General features: G+C 63.9%; 16 protein-coding genes. 12 read left to right on the forward strand and 4 right to left on the reverse strand.

Features of this window, described 5'->3' with window-relative positions; translation table 11 throughout:
• Positions 1 to 69: 69 nt before the first annotated feature.
• The 4 genes from HKK54_RS11190 to tssA all read right to left on the reverse strand — a co-directional run bounded on the left by HKK54_RS11190 (position 70) and on the right by tssA (position 3,812).
• A complete protein-coding gene (locus HKK54_RS11190) occupies positions 70 to 558 on the reverse strand; it encodes an Hcp family type VI secretion system effector (RefSeq protein ID WP_003213345.1) in 489 nt (162 codons plus the stop codon).
• Positions 559 to 732: 174 nt separating this feature from the next.
• Entirely contained in the window at positions 733 to 2,229 is a 1,497-nt protein-coding gene (tssC, locus tag HKK54_RS11195; protein ID WP_017476732.1) for a type VI secretion system contractile sheath large subunit, read from the reverse strand.
• 2 nt (positions 2,230 to 2,231) lie between these two features.
• On the reverse strand, positions 2,232 to 2,738 hold the full coding sequence (tssB, locus tag HKK54_RS11200; RefSeq protein WP_010168268.1) for a type VI secretion system contractile sheath small subunit: 507 nt from the start codon (positions 2,736 to 2,738) through the stop codon (positions 2,232 to 2,234).
• A 54-nt stretch (positions 2,739 to 2,792) separates the two neighbouring features.
• On the reverse strand, positions 2,793 to 3,812 hold the full coding sequence (tssA, locus tag HKK54_RS11205) for a type VI secretion system protein TssA (protein ID WP_169386816.1): 1,020 nt from the start codon (positions 3,810 to 3,812) through the stop codon (positions 2,793 to 2,795).
• Between the two features lie 404 nt (positions 3,813 to 4,216).
• Here tssA and tagH point away from each other — a divergent pair, with 404 nt between their 5' ends.
• The 12 genes from tagH (at position 4,217) to tagQ (ending at position 21,214) form a co-directional block, all read left to right on the forward strand.
• Entirely contained in the window at positions 4,217 to 5,533 is a 1,317-nt protein-coding gene (gene tagH, locus HKK54_RS11210) for a type VI secretion system-associated FHA domain protein TagH (RefSeq protein WP_169386817.1), read from the forward strand.
• Between the two features lie 62 nt (positions 5,534 to 5,595).
• Complete coding sequence (gene tssJ / locus HKK54_RS11215) at positions 5,596 to 6,102, forward strand: type VI secretion system lipoprotein TssJ (RefSeq protein ID WP_010168262.1); 507 nt, start codon at positions 5,596 to 5,598, stop codon at positions 6,100 to 6,102.
• 14 nt (positions 6,103 to 6,116) lie between these two features.
• On the forward strand, positions 6,117 to 7,451 hold the full coding sequence (gene tssK, locus HKK54_RS11220) for a type VI secretion system baseplate subunit TssK (RefSeq protein ID WP_169386818.1): 1,335 nt from the start codon (positions 6,117 to 6,119) through the stop codon (positions 7,449 to 7,451).
• Between the two features lie 6 nt (positions 7,452 to 7,457).
• Positions 7,458 to 8,747 carry a DotU family type VI secretion system protein gene (locus HKK54_RS11225; protein ID WP_010168244.1) on the forward strand — a complete coding sequence of 430 codons (1,290 nt, stop codon included), beginning with the start codon at positions 7,458 to 7,460 and terminating at the stop codon, positions 8,745 to 8,747.
• Entirely contained in the window at positions 8,744 to 12,244 is a 3,501-nt protein-coding gene (gene tssM, locus HKK54_RS11230) for a type VI secretion system membrane subunit TssM (RefSeq protein WP_169386819.1), read from the forward strand. The genes HKK54_RS11225 and tssM overlap by 4 nt, the downstream gene beginning before the upstream one ends.
• Positions 12,241 to 12,894: a type VI secretion system-associated protein TagF gene (gene tagF, locus HKK54_RS11235; RefSeq protein ID WP_169386820.1), complete on the forward strand. Its 654-nt coding sequence runs from the start codon at positions 12,241 to 12,243 to the stop codon at positions 12,892 to 12,894. Before tssM ends, tagF begins: the two co-directional genes overlap by 4 nt.
• Positions 12,895 to 13,614 carry a PP2C family protein-serine/threonine phosphatase gene (locus tag HKK54_RS11240; RefSeq protein ID WP_010168239.1) on the forward strand — a complete coding sequence of 240 codons (720 nt, stop codon included), beginning with the start codon at positions 12,895 to 12,897 and terminating at the stop codon, positions 13,612 to 13,614.
• Entirely contained in the window at positions 13,611 to 16,613 is a 3,003-nt protein-coding gene (locus tag HKK54_RS11245) for a serine/threonine-protein kinase (protein ID WP_169386821.1), read from the forward strand. The genes HKK54_RS11240 and HKK54_RS11245 overlap by 4 nt, the downstream gene beginning before the upstream one ends.
• A complete protein-coding gene (locus HKK54_RS11250) occupies positions 16,613 to 17,317 on the forward strand; it encodes an ABC transporter ATP-binding protein (RefSeq protein ID WP_169386822.1) in 705 nt (234 codons plus the stop codon). The genes HKK54_RS11245 and HKK54_RS11250 overlap by 1 nt, the downstream gene beginning before the upstream one ends.
• Positions 17,317 to 18,501: an ABC transporter permease gene (locus HKK54_RS11255; RefSeq protein ID WP_169386823.1), complete on the forward strand. Its 1,185-nt coding sequence runs from the start codon at positions 17,317 to 17,319 to the stop codon at positions 18,499 to 18,501. Before HKK54_RS11250 ends, HKK54_RS11255 begins: the two co-directional genes overlap by 1 nt.
• A complete protein-coding gene (locus HKK54_RS11260; protein ID WP_169386824.1) occupies positions 18,494 to 20,206 on the forward strand; it encodes a formylglycine-generating enzyme family protein in 1,713 nt (570 codons plus the stop codon). The genes HKK54_RS11255 and HKK54_RS11260 overlap by 8 nt, the downstream gene beginning before the upstream one ends.
• Positions 20,207 to 20,290: 84 nt before the next feature.
• Positions 20,291 to 21,214 carry a type VI secretion system-associated lipoprotein TagQ gene (gene tagQ, locus HKK54_RS11265; RefSeq protein ID WP_010168230.1) on the forward strand — a complete coding sequence of 308 codons (924 nt, stop codon included), beginning with the start codon at positions 20,291 to 20,293 and terminating at the stop codon, positions 21,212 to 21,214.
• Positions 21,215 to 21,265 lie beyond the last annotated feature (51 nt).

Raw genomic sequence — 21,265 nt, forward strand, 5'->3', positions numbered from 1 at the left:
TCCACGGACGGGTTGCGAGAGGAACAGGGGGCTTGCAGCCGCCGCCTGGGGCGGCGGCTACAGGGGCAATCAGCGTTTGGTGTTGGAGCGAATGTTCCAGCCGAACTTGATCGCGCCGCCGTCTTTGGTGCCGTCGGCTTTCTGTGGCTGGTAGTCCACCATCACCTGGGCAAAGTTCAGGGTGACGTTTTCGGTCAGGCGATCATCGCTGCCCGAACCGCCGGTGCTCAGGGAAGTCACCAGCACTTCTTCCAGGTTGATGATCATGTACTCGACCTGGCTTTCACCGCCGGCCTTGCGCACGGTCAGGGTGACCTTGTCGATGTGCTTGCCGCTGGCGCAGTGCATCATCAGGTTCGGCGAGGCCTTGTCGACGTACTTGGTCAGCGACAGGTCCTGGATATTCACCTTGCCCGCGCCGCCGCCACCGCCCACGTGCATGTTGCCGGACTGGGCCATGCCCCAGCTCCAGTTCAGTACGTCGATTTCGTCCTTGTGGGCCTTGTCCATGGACTCGCCCTTGATGTCGCCGATCTTGATGAAAATATCAACAGCCATGTTTTCTCCCTGTGTGGTCTCAGCCACGATATTTGGTTAACCCAAGGGCGGTGCTTTTCTGTGGGAGCCGGGCTTGCCCGCGATGGCATCACTGCGGTCTGACTGACAGACCGCGTCGCCTGCATCGCGGGCAAGCCCGGCTCCCACAAAAAGCCCGATCCCGGCGGATCTTTATTACGCGCCTTTCGCCGAAGGCAGTTTCGATACCAGGCGCAGCGACACGGTCAGCCCTTCGAGCTGGTAGTGCGGGCGCAGGTAGAACCTGGAGTTGTAATACCCCGGGTTGCCTTCAACGTCTTCCACGATCACCTCGGCAGCGGCCAATGGATGCTGGGCCTTGGTGGTTTCGGTGGAGTGCGCCGGGTCGCCGTCGACGTAGTTGAGGATCCAGTCCTGCAACCAACGCTGCATCTCGTCCTTCTCTTTGAAGGAGCCGATCTTGTCGCGCACGATGCACTTCAAGTAGTGGGCGAAACGGCAGGTGGCGAACAGGTACGGCAGGCGTGCGGCCAGGTTGGCGTTGGCGGTGGCGTCCGGGTCATCGTATTCGGCCGGTTTCTGCAACGACTGGGCGCCGATGAAGGCAGCGAAGTCGGTGTTTTTCTTGTGCAGCAGCGGCATGAAGCCGTTCTTCGCCAGTTCCGCTTCACGGCGGTCGCTGATGGCGATTTCGGTCGGGCACTTCATGTCCACGCCGCCGTCATCGGTCGGGAAGGTGTGGGCTGGCAGGTTCTCGACTTCACCGCCCGACTCCACGCCACGGATGCGCGAGCACCAGCCGAAGTGTTTGAACGAACGGTTGATGTTCACCGCCATCGCGTAAGCGGCGTTGGCCCAGGTGTACTTGGAACTGTCCGCGCCGTCGGTGTTTTCTTCGAAGGCGAAGGCTTCCACCGGGTCGGTCTTGGCGCCGTACGGCAGGCGCGCCAGGAAGCGCGGCATGGTCAGGCCGATGTAGCGCGAGTCTTCCGATTCACGCAGGGAGCGCCAGCCGGCGTATTCCGGGGTGGTGAAGATCTTGGTCAGGTCGCGCGGGTTCGACAGTTCCTGCCACGAGCCCATGCCCATGACGGTGGGCGAGGCAGCGGCAATGAACGGCGCATGCATCGCGGCGCAGACTTTCGACAGTTCGCCCAGCAACTCCACGTCGGGAGGCGACTGGTCGAAGTAGTAATCGCCCACCAGGCAACCGTAAGGTTCGCCACCGAACTGGCCGTATTCTTCTTCGTACATCTTCTTGAAGATCGGGCTCTGGTCCCACGCGGTGCCCTTGAATTTCTTCAGGGTCTTGTGCAGGTCCGGCTTGGAGATATTGAGCACGCGAATCTTCAGTTGCTCATCGCTCTCGGTGTTGTTCACCAGGTAGTGCAGGCCACGCCAAGCGCTTTCCAGTTGCTGGAAATCCTGGTGATGGATGATCTGATTGACCTGGGCGGTGAGCTTGGCGTCGATGGCGGCGATGATCGACTCAATCGACTTGATGGCGTCGTTGGACACCAGGTCCGTCTGGGCCAGCGCCTGCTCGGCCAGGGTGCGCACGGCCGTTTCCACGGCTTCGCGAGCACGCTCGGTCTTGGGTTTGAATTCTTGCAGCAACAGCGAGGCGAACTCGCTGGTTTCTTCGGTAGCGCCCAGGTTCTGGGCGCCTTCGCGGGCGGTATTCTCGGTCATGATTACTGGTCCCCTGCCGGCTTCGGCGCGCTCGCAAGGGCCTGCAGCAATGCCGGGTCCTTGATTGCTTTCATGATGATTTCTTCAGCGCCGGTCTTGCCGTCCATGTAGGTCAGCAGGTTGGCCAGTTGCGTGCGGGCTTCGAGCAGCTTGTTCAGCGAGTCGACCTTGCGCGCCACGGCGGCGGGGCTGAAGTCGTCCATGCTTTCGAAGGTGATGTCCAGGCTCAGGTTGCCTTCGCCGGTCAGCTCGTTGGGCACGTGGAACGCGACGCGTGGCTGCATGGCCTTGAGGCGCGAGTCGAAGTTGTCGACGTCCACTTCAAGGAACTTGCGGTCGGCCACAGGCGCCAGAGGCTCGGCGGGCTTGCCGGCGAGGTCGGCCATCACGCCCATGACGAAGGGCAGCTGGACCTTTTTCTCGGCGCCGTAGAGCTCGACGTCGTACTCGATCTGCACCCGAGGCGCACGGTTGCGCGCGATGAATTTCTGAGAACTTTGCTTCGCCACGTTGCTGCTCCTGGTCGCTTGAGCGACGGTGTTGTAACTGCGCGATCCGTACGCTTACTCGCTGTCCGGCCCACGCAGATTTTCAAATTGGGACATGCCGTCCGGAATCAGGTTGCGCACGATGGCCGCAAAGTCGGCGTGCACCAGATTCTTCGCCCGGTTCAACAACACCGGCAGCGGGCTCGAAGGCTCATGCCGGGTGTAGTACGCAAGGATTTTGTCGAGGCTGCGCAGCACTTCATCGCGGCTGGCGATGTCGCCGCTGGGGCGTGCTGCAACGGGCGCGGCAGCGTATTCAACCGAGGGGGCATTGTCGTCACTGACAACCTCGGGCTCGCTGGCGGCGCCACTGTGCGGGGCGTATTGATTGAGTATCTGCACGGCCTGCTTGAGCAGTTGCTTCAAGGGGCCGAGGTCCACGCCCTGGGCGGAACCGACCTGGTCGCTGACGTGTTGTTCGATGGCTTCGCAGGCCGTACGGGCGGCGTTCAGCGCGTCGCGGGTGGCTTGCAGTTGCTCGGCGTCGCTGTCGAGGAAAGCCCCGTTGAGCTGTTCGGCACCGAGGTTTTCGCCGGGGAAAGGTTGCAGCCCGCTGGCATTCAGCGCGGCGCGCAGGCTGACGGGGCCGAAGGTGCGCGAGCGAGTGAGAATGGCTTCGCGCAGCAGGCGAATGTTCGCGTCGCTGGCCACGCCGCTGAGGGCGTTGATGCGCACGGTGGGGTCGTTGTCGTCATCGGCATCCAGGCGCGGATGCAGGTCGGCCCAGTATTCGCGCAGCAGCGCGTTGATCAGTGTGAGCGCGTCGGCAAGCCCCGCAATACCCTGGAGGGCGAGGGCGCTTTGCAACAGGAAATGGGTGATGCGCAGGTCTTTGCTGCGCTGCAGGAGGTCGAGGCTTTGCTGCTGGATGCTGCGCCATTCCGGAGGTTCGGCAGGCAGGATCGAGTCGCCCATGCTGCGCTCGGGTTGACCCTGTGCGGCACGCTCAAGATGCAAATAATCGGCGTCATATTCCAAGTCTTCGCCACAAGGCGAAGTCGCGGAAACGGCGGCGAGCAGCAGAGGCACATCCACTAAATTCGATCTCCCTATCAGCCCGTTAGATGGCGGGCAATTCATGCATTAGTTGCGCGAGGAACTTTGCATGTTTTCTTGGTCATATTAAGCGCTTTGACATCGTGCTGATTTCAAAGTGCCATCATTGGTGTTCAAGAAGTTGTGCATTTTTGGTGTAGTACTTATGCCTTGTCAAGGTAAGCTATTCGCCCTCTATGACAGATGTGCGGTGCTTAACATCTTGTGCGACTGATCAGTCGAAGCAGGTGCCGGGGCAGGATTTTTGTCATAGAGGCCGGTTAAGATCAGCAATTACGCGGGTTGAAGCAGGCTTTCAAGGTATTGGAAGGATCTGTCGTGGATCTCTCGGGAGCCGTTCTCCCTGGAGATGGCCGCGCGCGAAGTATCAGCAAGGAGGCAAGATGTCGCTGTGCTTGACTATCACTAGTTATCACAAGATTACCCCTGGCCAGTGCCCTGAAAAGTCCATGGAACAGGGAGTGATGGCTATTGGCCGCGGTTCCGAAAATGACTGGATACTGCCTGATCCCGAGCGCCTGGTTTCCACGCAACATTGCGTTATTCAGTACAAAGAGGGTCGTTATTATTTAACTGATAACAGCACTAATGGTGTTGAGTTAGTGCATGCCGGTATTCGTTTGCGCCGGGGAAACAGCGAGCCATTACACGACGGCGAACTGATCCGCATCGGTGATTACGAAATCCAGGCGCGCATCGATTTCAACCTGAAAGTGACAGACAACCCGGCGTTTGCCGGCGACTCATCCAACAGCTTCGAAGCCCTGATGGGCGCCGCCGTGAAGGCCCCGACGCCGCAACCGGTCATCGCGCCGCAGTTCCAGGGCGCCTCGTCGATGGACACCCTGCCGGACCTGTTCGATTTCCTCGCGCCCACCAGCGTCCCGCCGGCCACCGTGCACGATCACGTGCCGGCCGAACAACACGACTTCCGCCCACCGACGCCGCTGCCCGTGGCTGAGCCGCCGGCGCCCGTGGTCTCGGGCTCGGTGATTCCCGAAGACTGGGACCTGTTTGGCGATGCCCCGGCACCTAAGCCGGTTGCACCGCCGCCTCCACCGATCATCGAGCCCTCCAAGGTCGAGCAACCGCTCCCGGTGGCCGACGGCAACCCACCCGACTTACTGCAAGCCTTCCTGCGCGGCGCGGGCCTCGACGCATTGCGCCTGGACAAGGCTCAGGCTGAAGCCCAGATGGAAAGTATCGGTCGCAGCTACCGGCTGATGGTCGAAGGCCTGATTGACGTGTTGCGTGCTCGCGCGAGCCTCAAGGGCGAGTTCCGCATGCAGCAGACGGTGATTCAACCGGTGGAAAACAACCCGTTGAAATTCGCCCCGAATGCCGATGAAGCGTTACTGCTGCTGCTACGCCACAGCAACCAGGCGTTTATGGCGCCGGACGTGGCCGTGCGCGACAGTTTCGACGATCTGCGTGCTCACCAACTGGCCGTCATGGCCGGGGTCGAAGCCGCCATCAAACACCTGCTGACACGCTTCGAACCGGCGCAGCTCGAAGAGCGCATGGGCAAGCCCGGCGGGCTGTCGAGCCTCTTTAACGGTTCGCGCCAGGCCCAGTACTGGCAGCAGTTCACCGAGCTCTACAGCAATATTTCCCGCGAAGCCCAGGAAGATTTCCAGGACCTGTTCGGGCGTGAATTCAGCCGTGCCTACGAAGAGCACAGCACCCGACAGCGACGCTAAAAACACCGCCGCATCGCAACAATGGAATAACGGATAGCTAAGTACGTCATTGAGGACGCAGGATGATTCCCAGGTTTTTACTCGCAGTCGCCACCGCGCTTCTGCTGACGGCGTGTGCCAAGGATGCAGCCAAACCCGAGGCCCCCGAGGCTGAGGCAGACACCGCCGCCGTCGAGCTGCATTTTCACGCCATCTCCGGGCTCAACCCCGGTTCCAATGGCCAGGCAGCCCCGGTGCGGGTGCGGATTTTCGAACTGAAAAACGCCGCCACCTTCAGCCGTTCCGACTACTTCGCCCTGGCCGATCGCGCCCAGTCGACCCTCGGCCTCGACCTGCTCGACCAGGACGAAGTGGTGATCCAGCCCGGCCAGCAACTGAGCGTCCAGCGCGATCTCGACCCGTCCACGCGCCAGATCGGCCTGCTGGTGGGCTATCGCGAACTGGACCGCGCCGAGTGGCGCACCGTACTCAATGTGCCAGCGCGCCAGTACACCGAATACCAGATCAGCCTCGATGTGCATGCCGTGCGTGCCGACGTCGTGGTTCCCCCATCCAGCCCTGCCCAATAAGAATCGGAGCCCCCATGTCCTGGAACAATCGCGTGGTCTGGTCGGAAGGCATGTTCATCGGAACGCAGCACTTCCAGCAGCATGACCGTTACCTGGAAAACCTGATCGATGCGCGCAGCCGCCCGCTGTCGGCCGGGGCCTGGGGCTTCTCCGAATTGCTGATCGACCAGGGCCTGCTGGCCCAGGGCAAGCTGGCGATCGTCTCGGCGCGCGGTCTGTTGCCTGATGGCACGCCGTTCAATATCCCCCAGGATGACGTGGCGCCGAGCCCGCTGAACATCGACGACAGCCTGCGCGATGGCCTGGTGTACCTGGCGTTGCCCCTCAAGCGTGCCGGCGCCCGTGACACCGTCGACGAAGGCGAAGCCCTGGAAGCGGCGCGCTATGTCAGCCAGGTACGGGAAGTGCGCGACGACAATGCCCCCTTCGAAAACCGTGCCCCGGTGGCGGTCGGCGCCCGCGCCTTGCGCCTGTTGACCGCCCAGGATGGCATCAGCGATTACGCCGCCATCGGCCTGGTGCGCATCAAGGAAAAACGCGCCGACCGCGCCCTGGTGCTGGATGACAGCTACATCCCGCCGGTACTCGACGTGGCGGCCAGCAAACCACTGACCGCGTTTCGCAGCGAACTGCTGGGCCTGCTGCACCAGCGTGGCGAAGCGTTGGCCGGACGCGTGGTGGCCTCGGGCGCCGGTGGCGCTTCGGAGATTGCCGATTTCATGCTGCTGCAGCTGGTCAACCGCGCCCAGCCGCTGATCCAGCACCTGAGCCAGTTGAGCCCGCTGCACCCGGAGCGTTTTTTCAGCGAACTGGTGAGCCTGGCCGGCGAGTTCTCGACCTTCTCCACCACGGGCCGCCGCCCCCACGAATACCCGCACTACCAGCACGACGACCTGAGCCTGAGCTTCACCCCGGTGATGCAGGCCCTGCGCGAGGCGCTGTCGATGCTGATCGACAGCAAGGCCACGCCGATCCCGATTGTCGAGAAAGCCTACGGCGTGCACGTGGCGATGCTGGCCGACAAAACCCTGATCGACAGCGCCAGTTTCATCCTGGTGGTGCGCGCCGACGTGCCGGGCGAAACCCTGCGCGCGCGCTTCGGCCAGCAAAGCAAAGTCGGCTCGGTGGAACACATCCGCGACCTGGTCAACCTGCAACTGCCGGGCATCGGCCTGCTGCCGCTGCCGGTGGCGCCACGGCAGATTCCGTACCACGCAGGCTCCACCTATTACGAGCTGGACCGGGGCAGCGAGCACTGGCAGCAACTGAGTAATTCCGGTGGTTTTGCGTTTCACATCGCCGGCCAGTTCCCGGGGTTGAACCTGGCTTTCTGGGCCATCCGAGGGTAATCCGCGATGCATCCGAATGACGATGACCGCACCCAGTTCATGCCGCGCCCGGGTGGCCGTGCGCCGGAGCCGGTTCGTGCAGAGCCGGCGCCGCTGTCGATGCCGGCTGCGCCGATCCTGACGGGCAAGGCCCAAGGCCTGAACCCGCTGGAAAGCGCCGCCGGCCCGCTGCTGTCGCTGCTGACGCGCCTGCGCAACACGATTGCCCACCCGGCGCCGTCGAGCCTGCGCGCGCAGTTACTGGCCTACCTGCGCCAGTTCGAAGAGCGTGCCGAAGCCGCCGGTGTGGCGCGCAATGACGTGCTGCTGGCGCGTTACGCGCTGTGCACCGCCCTCGATGAAGCGGTGCTGAGCACGCCGTGGGGCAGCACCAGTGACTGGGGCAAACAGAGCCTGCTGATCACCGTGCACAACGAAGCCTGGGGCGGCGAAAAGGTTTTCCAACTGTTGGATCACTGCCTGCAAAGCCCGCGCGAACGCCTGTACCTGCTGGAGCTGTTGTACCTGTGCCTGTGCCTGGGGTTCGAAGGCCGCTACCGCGTGATGAATGACGGCCGCAGCCAGTTGGAAGCCCTGCGTGAGCGCACCGCGGCGGCGATTCGCAGTGCCCGTGGCGAGCATGAGCGCGAGCTGTCGCCCCACTGGCGTGGCGTGACCGTGGCCCGCGATCGCCTGGCGCAATTCATGCCGCCGTGGATCGCCGTGGCCATCGGCGTGGCGCTGCTGCTGGCGTTGCTGTTCGGGTTGCGGATGAAACTGGCGTCGGATGCGGAACCGGTGTTCAAGAATATTCACGCCTTGGGCGAGATCCCGGTACAAGCCATCGACCGTCCGGTAGCCCAGCCGAAAATCATCGAGCGGCCGCGCCTGGCGGGCTTCCTGGTGGAAGACATCAAGGCCGGTCGCGTCGCGGTAGAGGATGCCGTCGACCGTTCGGTGGTGACCATCCGTGGCGATGAGCTGTTCGCCTCGGCCAGCTCCAGCATCGTCGATGACTTCCAGCCGCTGATGCTGCGCATCGCCGACGCCATCCGCAAGGTCAAGGGTCAGGTGCGCGTCACCGGCCACAGCGATAACCGTCCGATTGCCACCCTGCGGTTCCCGTCCAACTGGGCGCTGTCCGAGGCGCGGGCCAAGTCGGTGCTGGAGATTCTCGCGGCCAAGACCGGCCAGCCGGAACGCTTCAGCGCCGAAGGCCGCAGCGACACCGAGCCGGTGGCGACCAACGCCACCGCCGAAGGCCGTGCGCGCAATCGCCGGGTAGAAATCACCGTATTGGCGGAGGGGGTCGAGTGAAGGCGTTTTTCAGTTTTGTGATTCGCTGGGTGATCCCGTTGCTGGGCCTGATCGCCCTGAGCCTGATCATCTGGTTTGTGGGCCCGTTGCTTGATGTGCTGGTGCCGGAAGGGCGCCGCTGGGCGCTGATCATCCTGGTGTTCGCGGTGTGGATTGCCTACCGCGTGTTCCGGATTATCCAGGCCCGCCGTCAGGCTGCTGAAGTGATGCGCAGCCTCGCCGCAGAAACCCCGCCGGACCCTGCCAGCGTCGCCACCGCCGAAGAGCTGGCGACCCTGCGCCAGCGCATGGACGAAGCCCTGGCCCTGTTGAAAAAGGCCAAGCTGGGCGGTGACGAGCGCCGCAACCTGTACGAGCTGCCGTGGTACGTGATCATCGGCCCGCCGGGTTCGGGCAAGACCACCGCGCTGGTCAATTCCGGGCTGCATTTTCCGCTGGCTGCGCAACTGGGTGCCGGTGCGGTGCGTGGCGTGGGCGGTACGCGCAATTGCGATTGGTGGTTTACCGACCAGGCCGTATTGCTCGACACCGCTGGCCGCTACACCACCCAGGACAGCAACTCCACGGTGGACAAAGCCGCCTGGCTGGGCTTCCTCGACCTGCTGAAAAAGCAGCGTTCCCGGCGCCCGATTGACGGTGCGTTTATTGCCATCAGCCTCTCGGACCTGCTGCTGGGCAGCGACGTCGAGCGCGCCGCCCATGCCGCCGCGATCCGCCTGCGTATCCAGGAGTTGTACACCCAACTGGGCGTGCGTTTCCCGATCTACCTGATGCTGACCAAGCTCGACCTGGTGCCGGGCTTCATGGAGTTCTTCGACAACCTGAGCAAGGAAGAGCGCGCCCAGGTGTGGGGCATGACGTTCGCCCTGGACGATGGCAAGAACACCGACAGCCCGCTGGCCCACCTGCAAAGCGAATTCGCCGGCCTGGAACAGCGCCTCAACGAGCGCCTGGTGGAACGCCTGCAACAGGAACGCGACCCGGCGCGCCGCGACCTGATCTACGGCTTTCCGCAGCAGTTCGGCGCGCTGAAGGATTGCCTGCAAGGTTTCCTCGAAGGAGTGTTCAAACCCAACGCCTTCGAAGAGCGCGTATTGCTGCGTGGCGTGTATTTCACCAGCGGCACCCAGGAAGGCAGCCCGATCGATCGCTTGATCGGCGCCATGGCCCAGAGCATGAACCTGGACCGCCAGCACCTGGCGCGCCAGACCGGCACCGGGCGCAGCTACTTCATCGAAAAACTGTTCACCGCCGTGGCCTTTGCCGAGCGTGGCCTGGTGGGCGTCAACCCGAAGGTGGAGCGCCGGCGCAAGTGGATTGCCCGTGGTGTGCTGGCCGCAACCGTAGCGTTGGTGCTGGTGGTGAGCACCCTGTGGTGGGTGAGTTATCGCGCCAATCAGGCCTATATCGCCCAGGTCGACCAGAAGGTCGCGCCGTTGGGCCAGACCGTACAGAACCTCAGCCCGGCACAGCGCGAAGTGCTCGCGGTATTGCCGTTGCTCAACGCCGTGAAGCACCTGGCGGGCGACTCGCCGAGCTGGTCCGAAGGCTTGGGCCTGTATCAGGGCGACATGCTCGAAGCCGAGTCCGCGAGTGTCTACCGCAAGCTGTTGATCGCCGTGTTCGCGCCCCGTTTGGTGACGCGCATCGAGGAGCAACTGCACGGCGGCGGCAATTCCGATTTCCTCTACGAAGGCTTGAAGGCCTATCTGATGCTCGCGGATAACGAGCATTACGACCCGGACTTCATCAAGGCCTGGATCGCCCTGGACTGGGACCGCAACCTGCCGCGCGACCTGCCGGCGGATCAGCGCCAGGCCTTGATCGGGCACTTGCAGGCCTTGTTCGAACGGCATCCGCCCAGCGCCCGTCTCGACCCACGCTTGATCGACGACCTGCGCCGGCAACTGCAACAACTGCCGGTGGCCCAACGTGTGTACGACCGGATCAAGCGCCAGAAACTGCCCGAAGGCGTGCCGGATTTTCGCATCAATGAGGCAGCGGGCCGCGATGCGGCGCTGGTGTTCAGTCGCAAAAGCGGCAAGCCGTTGGGCGAGCCCTTGAGCGGCTTCTTCACCGCCAAGGGCTATCGTCAGGGCTTCCTGCTGACCAGCCTGAACCAGGCCGGCACCCTCGCCGAAGAGCAATGGGTACTGGGCCACGAGCAGGCCGATCAACAGAACGTGGTCAGCCTCGCCGCCGACGTGCGTCGCCTGTATTTCCAGGACTATCAGCGCCAGTGGGACGCCTTGCTGGCGGATATCGACTTTGTGCCGATCACCAGCGTGGCCCAGGCGGCCGATGTTTTACGGGTGATCTCGGGGCCGACGTCGCCGCTGAAAAAGCTGCTGGTGGCGGTCTCCAAGGAAACCGATTTGCAGGCGGAAGAGCGTCTGCTGGCGGCCAAGGGCGCGCCGGTGGAAGGCGGCGTGGACAAGCTCAAGGAGCGCCTCGGCAGCCTGTTGGGTCAGGACCAGCCGAGCGCCAATGCACCGGCTGCCAGTGAAGACCCGGTGACGGCGCACTTCGCCGAACTCAACAGCATCGTCAGCAAGAGCGAAGGCGAACCCGCGGCCATCGACGGCCTGCTGGCGGACATGAACGCGCTGTATGTGCAGGTCAGCGCGATGGTCGGGGCCAGCGGCGATGCGCTGCTCGGCGAAGCGAAAAACCAGGCAGCGGCAGCGGCCACGCGGGTCAGCCTGAATGCCGAACGCCAGCCACCGCTGGTACAGGGCATGGTCAAGTCGGTGGTCAACTCCACCACCAACAGCATGATGGGCGGGGTGCGCAACCAACTGAATGCGGCGTGGGTCAGCGAAGTGGTGAACGTGTATCGCCAGTCCCTGGCCGGGCGTTATCCGATGTCGCCAGGCAGTGCGCGGGACGCGACCCTGGATGACTTCGGCCAGTTCTTTGGGGTGGGCGGGGTGATGGACAACTACTTCCGCAAGTACCTGCAACCTTACGTCGACACCTCCACGCAAACCTGGCGCTGGCAGCCGGGTGCGGCGCAGAAGCTCGGCATCGCGCCGGGTGTGCTGCAAACCTTCCAGCGGGCGGCGACCATTCGCGATGCGTTTTTCCGCGCCGGTGGCACTCAGCCGATCGTGCGCTTTGAACTCAAGCCGGTGGCGATGGACGCGACCATCACCCAGTTCCTGCTGGACCTCGACGGCCAACAATTGAGCTACGACCACGGCCCGAGCCGGCCGGTCGCGATGCAATGGCCCAACCCCGGCAGCATTGGCGTGGTGCGCATTTCCATCCTGCCACCCTCGGCCAGCGGGCGCTCCGGCGTGACGCTGGACGGGCCGTGGGCGTGGTTCCGGCTGCTTGAGCAGTCCGACCTGACGGCCGGCAATTCGCCGGACCGCTTCAACCTGCGGCTGCGGGTCGATGGCGCGAGCATCTCTTATGAGCTGCGGGCCAACAGCGCCTTTAACCCGTTCAAGAGTCGCGTGCTTAACGGCTTCAGCCTGCCGGAGCGGCTATGACCACGTTGGGTTTCTACGGCAAGTTGGCCAGCCGCGGCGACTTTGTCAGCCGCGCGCTGCCCCAGAGTTTTATCGGCCCTTGGGACAGTTGGCTGGCGTCCGGATTGCTTGCCAGCCAGAACCACCTTGGGGCTGGCTGGTTGAACGCTTACCTGGTCAGCCCGCTGTGGCGCTTCGTGTTGGCGCCGGGGGTGTGCGGGCCGGACGCGGCGGTGGGTGTGGTGATGCCGAGCATTGACCGGGTTGGGCGCTATTTCCCGCTGACCGTCGCTGCGCTGTTGGATCACGATACCGACCCGGCCTCCCTCGTCGCCGGCCCGGACGCCTGGTTTGAGCAGGTGGAAGAGCTGCTGCTGAGCACGCTGGATGCCGGCGCTACGTTCGAAGGGTTCAGCGAGGGCATCGACAGCCTCGGTGCGCCAGCCTTTCAGCCACGCCTGTCGGGCCGCCGTTTCGCCAGCTTGCAGCGCGTCGATGTCACTGACCCGCAAGGGCGGATGAGCGCACTCGCCGAGCTGGCCTGCGAAGGCGCGAGCCTGTGGTGGGGCCGTGGTTCGCAACAGATTTCCCCCGGTTTATTGCGGTGTCAGGGCCTGCCTGCCGCCGGCGATTTTGCGCAATTTTTGCTTGGCCAAGAAGGTGTTGTGTAGATGCGGTCCACGTTCAAATCCGCCAGCAAAAGCCACGTCGGCATGGTTCGCCAAGTCAATGAAGACGCCTGCCTCGACCTGCCGGAAAACGGCCTGTGGGTGGTGGCCGACGGCATGGGCGGGCACGCGGCGGGGGACTACGTCAGCAGCCTGATCGTCGACAGCCTGCGCAGCCTTCCCGTGGGCCGTTCCCTTGAGGAATACACGGCGGCGTTGCGCAGCGACCTGTTGCGGGTCAACGGCGCGGTGCGCGAAGAAACCGCCCACCGTGGCGTGACCCTGATGGGCAGCACCGTGGTGTTGCTCGCCACCCGGGGCTTGCGCGGCGTGTGCCTGTGGGCCGGTGACAGCCGCCTGTATCGCCTGCGGGACGGTGTGCTGGAAAGCATCTCCCGCGACCACAGCTACGTGCAGGATTTGCAGGACAGCGGCCTGCTCAGCGAAGCCGATGCCCGGGTGCATCCACGGGCGAATATCGTCACCCGCGCGATTGGCGTGGAAGCGCAGCTGGCGTTGTCGTCGGTCGACCTGTTGATCGCGCCGGGCGACAGTTACCTGCTGTGCAGCGACGGCCTGAACAAGACCGTCGAAGACCACGAGATTCGCGAAGTGCTGAGCCATGACGAGCCGGATGAAATCGTCCGCAGCCTGGTGCACCTGGGCCTCAATCGCGGCGCACCGGACAACATCACTGCCATCGTCGTGAAGGTGTCGACATGAACATCCTCATTCCCGGCTACGACATCGAAGGCGAGATTGGCGTTGGCGCCATGGCCAGCGTGTACCTGGCGACCCAGCGCTCCCTGGAGCGCAAGGTGGCGTTGAAGATCATGGCGGCGGCGCTGGCAGCCGACCCGAGCTTCTGCGAGCGCTTCCTGCGTGAAGGCAAGACCCTGGCGCGCTTGTCCCACCCGCACACCGTGACCATCCATGACATCGGCAATGTCGGTGAGCTGTACTACATGGCCATGGAATACCTGCCCAACGGCACGCTCAAGGAGCGCATTGCTGCGGGCCTGACGCCGGAGCAGGGGCTGACGTATATCCGCCAGATCGCTTCGGCGCTGGGGTATGCCCACGCCCAGGGTTTGGTACACCGCGATGTGAAACCGGCGAACATTCTGTTCCGCGCGGATGGCACGGCGGTGTTGTCGGACTTTGGTATCGCCAAGTCGCTGGATGATCGCACCCAGTTCACCCAGGCCGGGTTTGCCGTCGGCACACCGAGCTACATGAGCCCGGAACAGGCGCGGGGCCAGGAGATTGATGGCCGCGCCGACCTGTATGCGTTGGGCGTGGTGCTCTACGAAATCCTGGTGGGCAAGCTGCCGTACAACGGCACCGATGCGCTTTCCACAGCGCTGGCGCACCTGACTGAACCGCTGCCGGAATTGCCGGTGCACCACGGGCGCTATCAGGAGGTGTTGCGCAAGCTGCTGGCCAAGGACCCGGCGGGCCGCTTCCCGGATGCGGCGGCGTTGCTGACGGCACTGGACCAGCTGCCGAAAGAAACGCCGGTAGAGGCGACGTTGATTCGGCCTTTGCCGATTCCGGTCCCCGTCTCGAATGACCTGGCCGGGCTCACGCCGGTTTCCATCGAAATCCCGACCGACAAGCCGCAGCCGCAGCCGGTGCGCCAACCGGTGGTGACGCCGACGCAACACGCCGCCGTTTCCGAACAAAACCGTGGGCCGGTGCTGGCGTTGGCGGCGGTTGCCGTGGCGGTCGCGCTGGCGATTGGCGGTGCGAGTTACTGGTGGTTGAAAGATGACGCGCCAGCCGCCGCGCCGCCGGTTGTCGAGGCCGCCAAAACCGTTACGCCGCCCGCCGCGCAACCTGTGGTCGCGGAGGCCGACGGCGGTCAACGCCCGCTGCTGATGGCCGGCAAGAAAACCCTGTTCCAGCGTGTATTGAGCAAGCCTGGCGCCAAGCTTTCCCACGAAGCGGGCGGGGCGCCGGGCGAAGGCTTGCCGGCGTTTTCAGTGCTCTACGTGTATCAGCGCAAGGACATCGATGGCAGCCCGTGGCTGCGTGTTGGCGCCGCCACCGACGGGCGCAGCGACGGCTGGTTGCCGGCCACCCAAGTCAGCGACTGGAAGCAGAGCCTGGTGCTCAAGTTCACCGAGCGTTCGGGCCGGGCGCCGGTGATGTTCCTGCGCCAATCTGCGGAGGTGGAAAAGCTGCTGGCCGATCCGGCAGCGGCGAAAAACCTGCTGCTCAAGGTGCAGAAAAACAGTGAGGACAACCAGCAGGTGCTGGCGCTGGAACCGACCGCCAGCGCGGTCCCGCAGAACCAGTTTTACCTGCTGCCGATTTTTGATTCCAAAGAGAGCTTCGACGAAAACGGCCAGCCGGTGCAGTTGCTCAACGTCGCCTCCATCGACCCTGGCAGCACGCCGAACACCGTGGCCAAGGCCGTTGCGCGCGCACCCGTGGCGGATGCCGACGCCTTCCGCACTGCCGTGGTGCTGGTGGTCGACACCACCGTCTCGATGCAGCCCTATATCGACCAGGTGCGCGACGTGGTGCACGAACTGCAAACCCGCATCGCCGAACGTGGCGAGCTGGACAGCGTGAGCTTCGGCCTCGTGGGCTTTCGCAACAGCATCAAGAAAACCCCGGGCCTGGAATACGTGGCCAAGACCCTGATCACCCTCGACCAGGGCCGCGACCCGCAACGCTTCCTCGACATGGCGCGGCAGGTGAAGGCGTCCACCGTGTCCAGTCACTCGTTCAACGAGGACGCGTTCGCGGGTGTGATGCAGGCGGTGGAAGGCATGGACTGGTCGGGCTATGGCGGGCGCCTGATCCTGCTGGTGACCGACGCCGGTGCGCTGCGCAAGAATGACCCGTTCGCGGCCACCCAGATGAACGAAGCCGAAGTGCGCCAGGCGGCATTGGGCAAGCAGATCAAGATCTACGCCCTGCACTTGCGCACCGACGCCGGCAAGAAAACCCACAGCGGCGCCGAAACCCAATACCGCACCCTGACCGCCGACGCCAACCCGCAGATCGGCGATTTGTACACGCCGGTGCCCGGTGGTGATGTGCGCAAGTTCGGCGAGCGGGTCGACGAGATCGGTACGGTGTTCGCCAACCTGGTGCATCAGGTGCGCAGCAACACGCCGCAGCCGGTGCCGCTGCTCAGTACCGCGCCGACCCTGGCAGACAAGTCCGCCGCCGTCGGTTATGCGATGCACATGGATTTCCTCGGGCGCAAAAGCGCGAGCCAGGCGCCGCAACTGGTGAGTGCCTGGACCGCCGACCGCGACCTGACCAACACCGCGCTGCCGGCCTTCCAGGTGTGTGTGATGCTGACCAAGTTGCAGCTCAACGATTTGCAGCAGTCCTTGAAACTGATCGTCGACGCCGCGCGCAAAACCCAGACCTCGCCGAAGGATTTCTTCCAGGAAATTGCCAGCGCCTCGGCCTATATGAGCCGCGATCCACAGGCCTTGAAAAAAGGCGGCAACCTGGCGGACGGCGGCATCCTTGGCGAGTACCTGGAAGGCCTGCCGTACCGCAGCAAGTCGCTGAACATGACTCAGGATTTGTGGCTGTCGTTGAGCGTGGCCGAGCAGGAAGACTTTATCGACGAGCTGGATTCGAAGATCCGCCTCTACGAAACCTTTCACAACGATGTGGCCAACTGGGTCCGTTTCGGCGATGCCGAGCCGGGCGATGCGTTGTACCGCGTGCCGTTGTCGACGTTGCCGTAATGCTGAACTTGAGCGCAGTGCACAAGAGCCGGGGCGTCGGCGCCCAGCGCTACAGCCTGGTGATTCCGGGCCTGCAACTGCGTGCGGGTGAACAGTTGGCGGTGGTGGGGCCGAGTGGCTGTGGCAAGAGCACGTTGCTGGATTTGCTCGCGCTGGTGTTGGCGCCGGATCAGGTCGGGCAGTTCGACTTCAACGGTGTCGACATCGCCGGGCTTTGGCGTGGCGATCAGCAAAGTGAGCTGGCTCGATTGCGCAGCGGGCACCTGGGCTATGTGCTGCAAACCGGTGGCCTGCTGGGTTTTCTCGATGTACGCGGCAACATTGCGCTGTCGCGGCAACTGCTGGGCTTGAAGGACGACGGCAGCGTGGCGCGGCTGGCTGCGCAGTTGGAGATCACCGATCAGCTGGATAAGAAGCCGGCGGCGTTGTCCGTGGGCCAGCGTCAGCGGGTCAGTTGCGCGAGGGCTCTGGCCCATGGCCCGCAACTGTTGCTGGCGGATGAGCCCACCGCGGCGCTCGACCCGTTGAACGCCGAACGTGTGATGCAGGCGTTGCTGGCCCAGGCGCGGAACAACGGCGCGTGCTGCGTGATCGCCACCCATGACGAGCCCTTGGCCCGCGCCAGCGGCTTGCAGGTACGGCGCATCAGTTGCCGTCGCGATACCGACGGCGGCGTCACTGCGACCCTCGGGGAGGCGTGCTGATGCGTATCGCGTTGGTGGCTTCCCTGGCCTGGCAGGACTACCGCAACGACGCGTGGCTGTCGGTGTGTTCGGTGCTCGCGTTGGCGGCAGTGATCGCGCCGTTGCTGGTGTTGTTTGGCCTGAAATATGGACTGGTTGGCAGTTTGACCGAACGCTTGGAGAACGACCCCGCCACCCGGGAAATTATTCCGTTGGGCGGTGGTCGATTCAGCAGTGAATTTGTCGAGCAACTGCGCCAGCGCCGCGACGTGGCGTTTGCCTTGCCGCGAACCCGGCAGATCGCGGCGACGGCGCAGTTGGGCGCAGTGACGGTGGAGATGCTGCCGACCGCCGACAATGATCCGTTGCTGGCCGGACTGCCAATGCCCAAGGGCCTGGATCAAATCGTTTTGAGCCACACCGCTGCCGAGAAACTCGGGGCAAAGGCCGGGGATTGGCTGGAGGCGAGTTTTGGTCGCCAGGTGGCGGGTCGCGTCGAGTCGCAGCGCACGCGGGTGCACGTGCTGCAGGTGTTGCCGCTGGAAGCCTTCGCCCGGGATGGATTGTTCGCGCCCCTGGGGTTGCTGGAAGCGGCGGAAGATTATCGCGATGGCCGCGCCGTGCCGGCGTTTGGCTGGGACGGCGATGCGGTGGGCGTGAGTGAGCAGCGGGTTTACCCGGCGTTCCGTTTGTATGCGCGGCGCCTGGTGGATGTGGAGCCGCTGCGGGTGTATTTCGCGGGGCAGAACGTGTTGGTGTCGACCCAGGCACAGACCATCGCCCAGGTGCAGTCGCTGAGCCGCAACCTGTCGATCGTGTTCTGGATCATCGCCGGGCTGGCCCTGGCGGGCGCGTTTGCCGCGATCTTTGCCGGTGCGCTGGCGGCGGTTGCACGCAAGCGCCGGGAATTGTCGGTGCTGCGGCTGCTGGGGTTTTCCACGGCTGGGCTGTTGCTGTTCGTGGTGCTGCAGGCGCTGTACAGCGCCGGGTTTGCCGCGGTGTTGAGCGGGCTTTTATACGGGCTGGCAGAGTCAGGCCTGAACCAATTATTCGTGCAGGTCCCGGGCGAGTACGCCAGTCACCTGCTGGCGCGTCATTACGGCCTGGCCCTGGTTGCTGTCCTGGGCGTCAGCGCCGTGGCGGCGGCCTGTGGCGGTTGGCGTGTGGCGCGTATCCAGGCTTCTGAAGGAATCAGAGATGTATAAGTTACTGGGCGCCGCCGTGGCGCTGACCCTGGCTTCGATGGCCTGGGCCGACGAGACAAGCGACAAACTGGACAACCCCAAGCCGTTGCCGGACGACGTCAGCCTGCCGCTGCCCTGCGAAGGCGACATGGTATTCCGCTACGCCTATGTGCTGGCCCAGGGCACCCTGGATGACCGCGAGATCAGCCTCGGCTACCCGTTCAGCGAGGGCGAGGCGGGCTACCAGCAGTCGTTCATTTCCGGCTACCGCCGGGACTTTATCAACGGCCAGTTCACCCTCAAGGACCTGCCCAAGGACTGGAACAAAGTCATCGCGCCGCTGATGCCCAAGACCGACGCCAAGACCCCGCTCAAGCCGATGCTCTACTTCATCGGCAAGTACGAAGTCACCGCCCGGCAGTACGCGCAGGTCATGTCCCAGGCGCAATCCCTGGCCAGCGGCGAGCCGGCCCCGGCGTGCGACGTACCCACCGGCATGGCCGCGCGCTTGCCCAAGGTCAAGCTGTCGCGCTTTGAAGCCGAGCGTTTCTCGGCGGTGTACAGCGCCTGGCTGATGAAGTACCACCGTGAGCTGCTGCCCGTCAGTGGTCGCGGCGCTTCGGCAGACGACGGCGGCCTGGGCTTTGTGCGCCTGCCGACGGAAGTGGAGTGGGAGTTTGCCGCACGCGGTGGCCAGGCGGTCAGCCGTCAGGACCTGGAAGGCCGGCTGTTCCCACGGCGCGCCGAGGGCAGCGAAAGCGACGGCCCCCTCGCCGATTATGCGGTGTTCAACCAGGTCGCCGGCGGTACCGGCCAGGCCGCACGCTTGATGCCCATCGGCACCAAGTTGCCCAACCCGATCGGCATGTTCGATGTGATCGGCAACGCGGCGGAAATGGTTCAGGAGTCGTTCCAGCTGGTGCACGCCGGGCGTCGCCAGGGCACCTACGGCGGCTTTGTGGTCAAGGGCGGCAACTACCTGGAAGGCGAGGGCACGCTGTTCACCGGCATGCGCCGCGAGTACCCCTTGTTCGCCGCTGATGGCACCGAACAAAGCAACGAGACCACCGGCTTTCGCGTGGCGATTGGTGCGTTGTCGGCACCGCGCTCGCGCTACAAGGAGCTGTTCGCTCAATGGCAGAAAGAAGGCCGCCTGGCCTCGCTGACCGACGCCATCGACGACGCCCAGGACCCGACCAAGCGCCTGGACAGCATCATCGCCGCCAGCGTCGACCCGCGCCTGCAAGCCGAACTTGGACTGGTCAACGAAGAGCTCAAGCGCAACGTCTCGCTGATCGCCCAGCAGCGTGAAGAGGCGGCCGGCAACCTGATTCAGTCTGCGGCCCTGGTGGCCGAGACCATCAACAACTACAACATCCGCCTGATCAATTTGCAGAAGAGCCGCCAGCAGGCTATCGACGCGAAGGACGAGGCCAGTGCGCAGTTGTTCGCCACGGCGATCACCAATGGGCGCAGTGCGCTGGACGGCGCGGTGGCGATCTATATCGACAACCTGGCCACCGGCACGCGCTACACCGATGCGGTGATCCAGGCGCAGTTTCAACGGATCAAGGAAGAGTTGGATCGCAAGCCAGTGCTGGGCAAGAGCCTGGTGACGCGCGCGACGTTATTCGTTCGCCATGTGGGCAACTACCGCAAGCAACAGCGGGCCGACCCGGCGACGATTTTGAAGGAATTGCTCGCAGCGAGCGGTCAGCGGTCTTGACCGCTGGTTGTATGGCGAGCTTGGAAGGGACTCAGGCGGCGGTGGGCCGTGCTGGGCAAGTCAAACTTAACAGAGAACACACCTATGCTTTTTTCCCGTAAGGCGGTTTCCAAGCGTCATCTGCTGTTGATCGCTGCCGGTTTCAGCACTGTGCTGACCGGTTGCGCAACGTCGCCGACCTCCAAGGTCGCCTCGACCACCAAGGTCGAGTACTACCCGAACTGCTACGAGCCGGTACAACACCTGCGCGCCACCGATTCGGACCTGACCAAGTCGGTCGTCACCGGTGCTGCCATCGGCGCGGCCGGTGGTGCACTGCTGGGCGCCTTGACCGGTGACTCCGACAAGCGTGGCCGCAATGCCGCCATCGGCGCAGCGGGCGGCGCCCTGGCCGGCGGTGCAGCGGGTTACTACACCGAGCGCCAGAAGCAGATCACCGATGACAACCAGCGCATCGCTTCCTACGCCACTGACGTCAACAAGCGTGCCTCCGACATCGACCGCAGCACCGCGTACGCCAAGGCGTCCCAGCAGTGCTACCAGAGTGCGTTCACCAAGCTGGTGGCCGACCGCAAGGCCAAGACCGTCAATGACGTCGAAGGCCGCAAGCGCCTGGCAGAAATCGTCTCCGGCCTGAAAGAGTCCAATGACCTGATCGTTGCGGTCAACGGTAAAGCCAGTGAAGACCTGAACAACTACACCCAGGCGTACGAGCAGGACCTGCAACAAGTCGGCGTACAACGTGCCGACGTGGTGACCGTGGCCACCGCTGACACCACCCCGGTGGTGACGCCCGCCAAAGGCAAGAAGCCGGTAAAAGTGGCGAAAAAGCCGGTGCTGCCAACCGTGCCGAAAGAAGCGGTAGCCACCGAGAAAACCATCCAGACCGCGCAGACCAAGCAAGCTGAAAGCAAGCAGGTCGCCAGCGCCGGTAAAGCGCAGATCGAAGGCACGTGCCGTGATCCAAACCTGGCCGACTGGGCACCGGTTCCTTGCCCTAACGTCTAAGCCAAGTTGTTGCTATAAGCGTTAAACGCCAGCCGATCTCCTGCTAAAACG

Origin of the sequence: Pseudomonas sp. ADAK13 (assembly GCF_012935715.1) — a bacterium.
In the GTDB taxonomy this organism is placed as follows: Bacteria; Pseudomonadota; Gammaproteobacteria; order Pseudomonadales; family Pseudomonadaceae; genus Aquipseudomonas.

Coding starts and splice junctions, on each gene's coding strand:
- tagH (WP_169386817.1), top strand. CDS start 4,217: ATGTCGCTGTGCTTGACTATCACTAGTTATCACAAGATTACCCCTGGC.
- tssK (WP_169386818.1), top strand. CDS start 6,117: ATGTCCTGGAACAATCGCGTGGTCTGGTCGGAAGGCATGTTCATCGGA.
- tagF (WP_169386820.1), top strand. CDS start 12,241: ATGACCACGTTGGGTTTCTACGGCAAGTTGGCCAGCCGCGGCGACTTT.
- tssC (WP_017476732.1), bottom strand. CDS start 2,229: ATGACCGAGAATACCGCCCGCGAAGGCGCCCAGAACCTGGGCGCTACC.
- tagQ (WP_010168230.1), top strand. CDS start 20,291: ATGCTTTTTTCCCGTAAGGCGGTTTCCAAGCGTCATCTGCTGTTGATC.
- tssJ (WP_010168262.1), top strand. CDS start 5,596: ATGATTCCCAGGTTTTTACTCGCAGTCGCCACCGCGCTTCTGCTGACG.
- HKK54_RS11190 (WP_003213345.1), bottom strand. CDS start 558: ATGGCTGTTGATATTTTCATCAAGATCGGCGACATCAAGGGCGAGTCC.
- HKK54_RS11255 (WP_169386823.1), top strand. CDS start 17,317: ATGCGTATCGCGTTGGTGGCTTCCCTGGCCTGGCAGGACTACCGCAAC.
- HKK54_RS11225 (WP_010168244.1), top strand. CDS start 7,458: ATGCATCCGAATGACGATGACCGCACCCAGTTCATGCCGCGCCCGGGT.
- HKK54_RS11260 (WP_169386824.1), top strand. CDS start 18,494: ATGTATAAGTTACTGGGCGCCGCCGTGGCGCTGACCCTGGCTTCGATG.
- HKK54_RS11245 (WP_169386821.1), top strand. CDS start 13,611: ATGAACATCCTCATTCCCGGCTACGACATCGAAGGCGAGATTGGCGTT.
- HKK54_RS11240 (WP_010168239.1), top strand. CDS start 12,895: ATGCGGTCCACGTTCAAATCCGCCAGCAAAAGCCACGTCGGCATGGTT.
- HKK54_RS11250 (WP_169386822.1), top strand. CDS start 16,613: ATGCTGAACTTGAGCGCAGTGCACAAGAGCCGGGGCGTCGGCGCCCAG.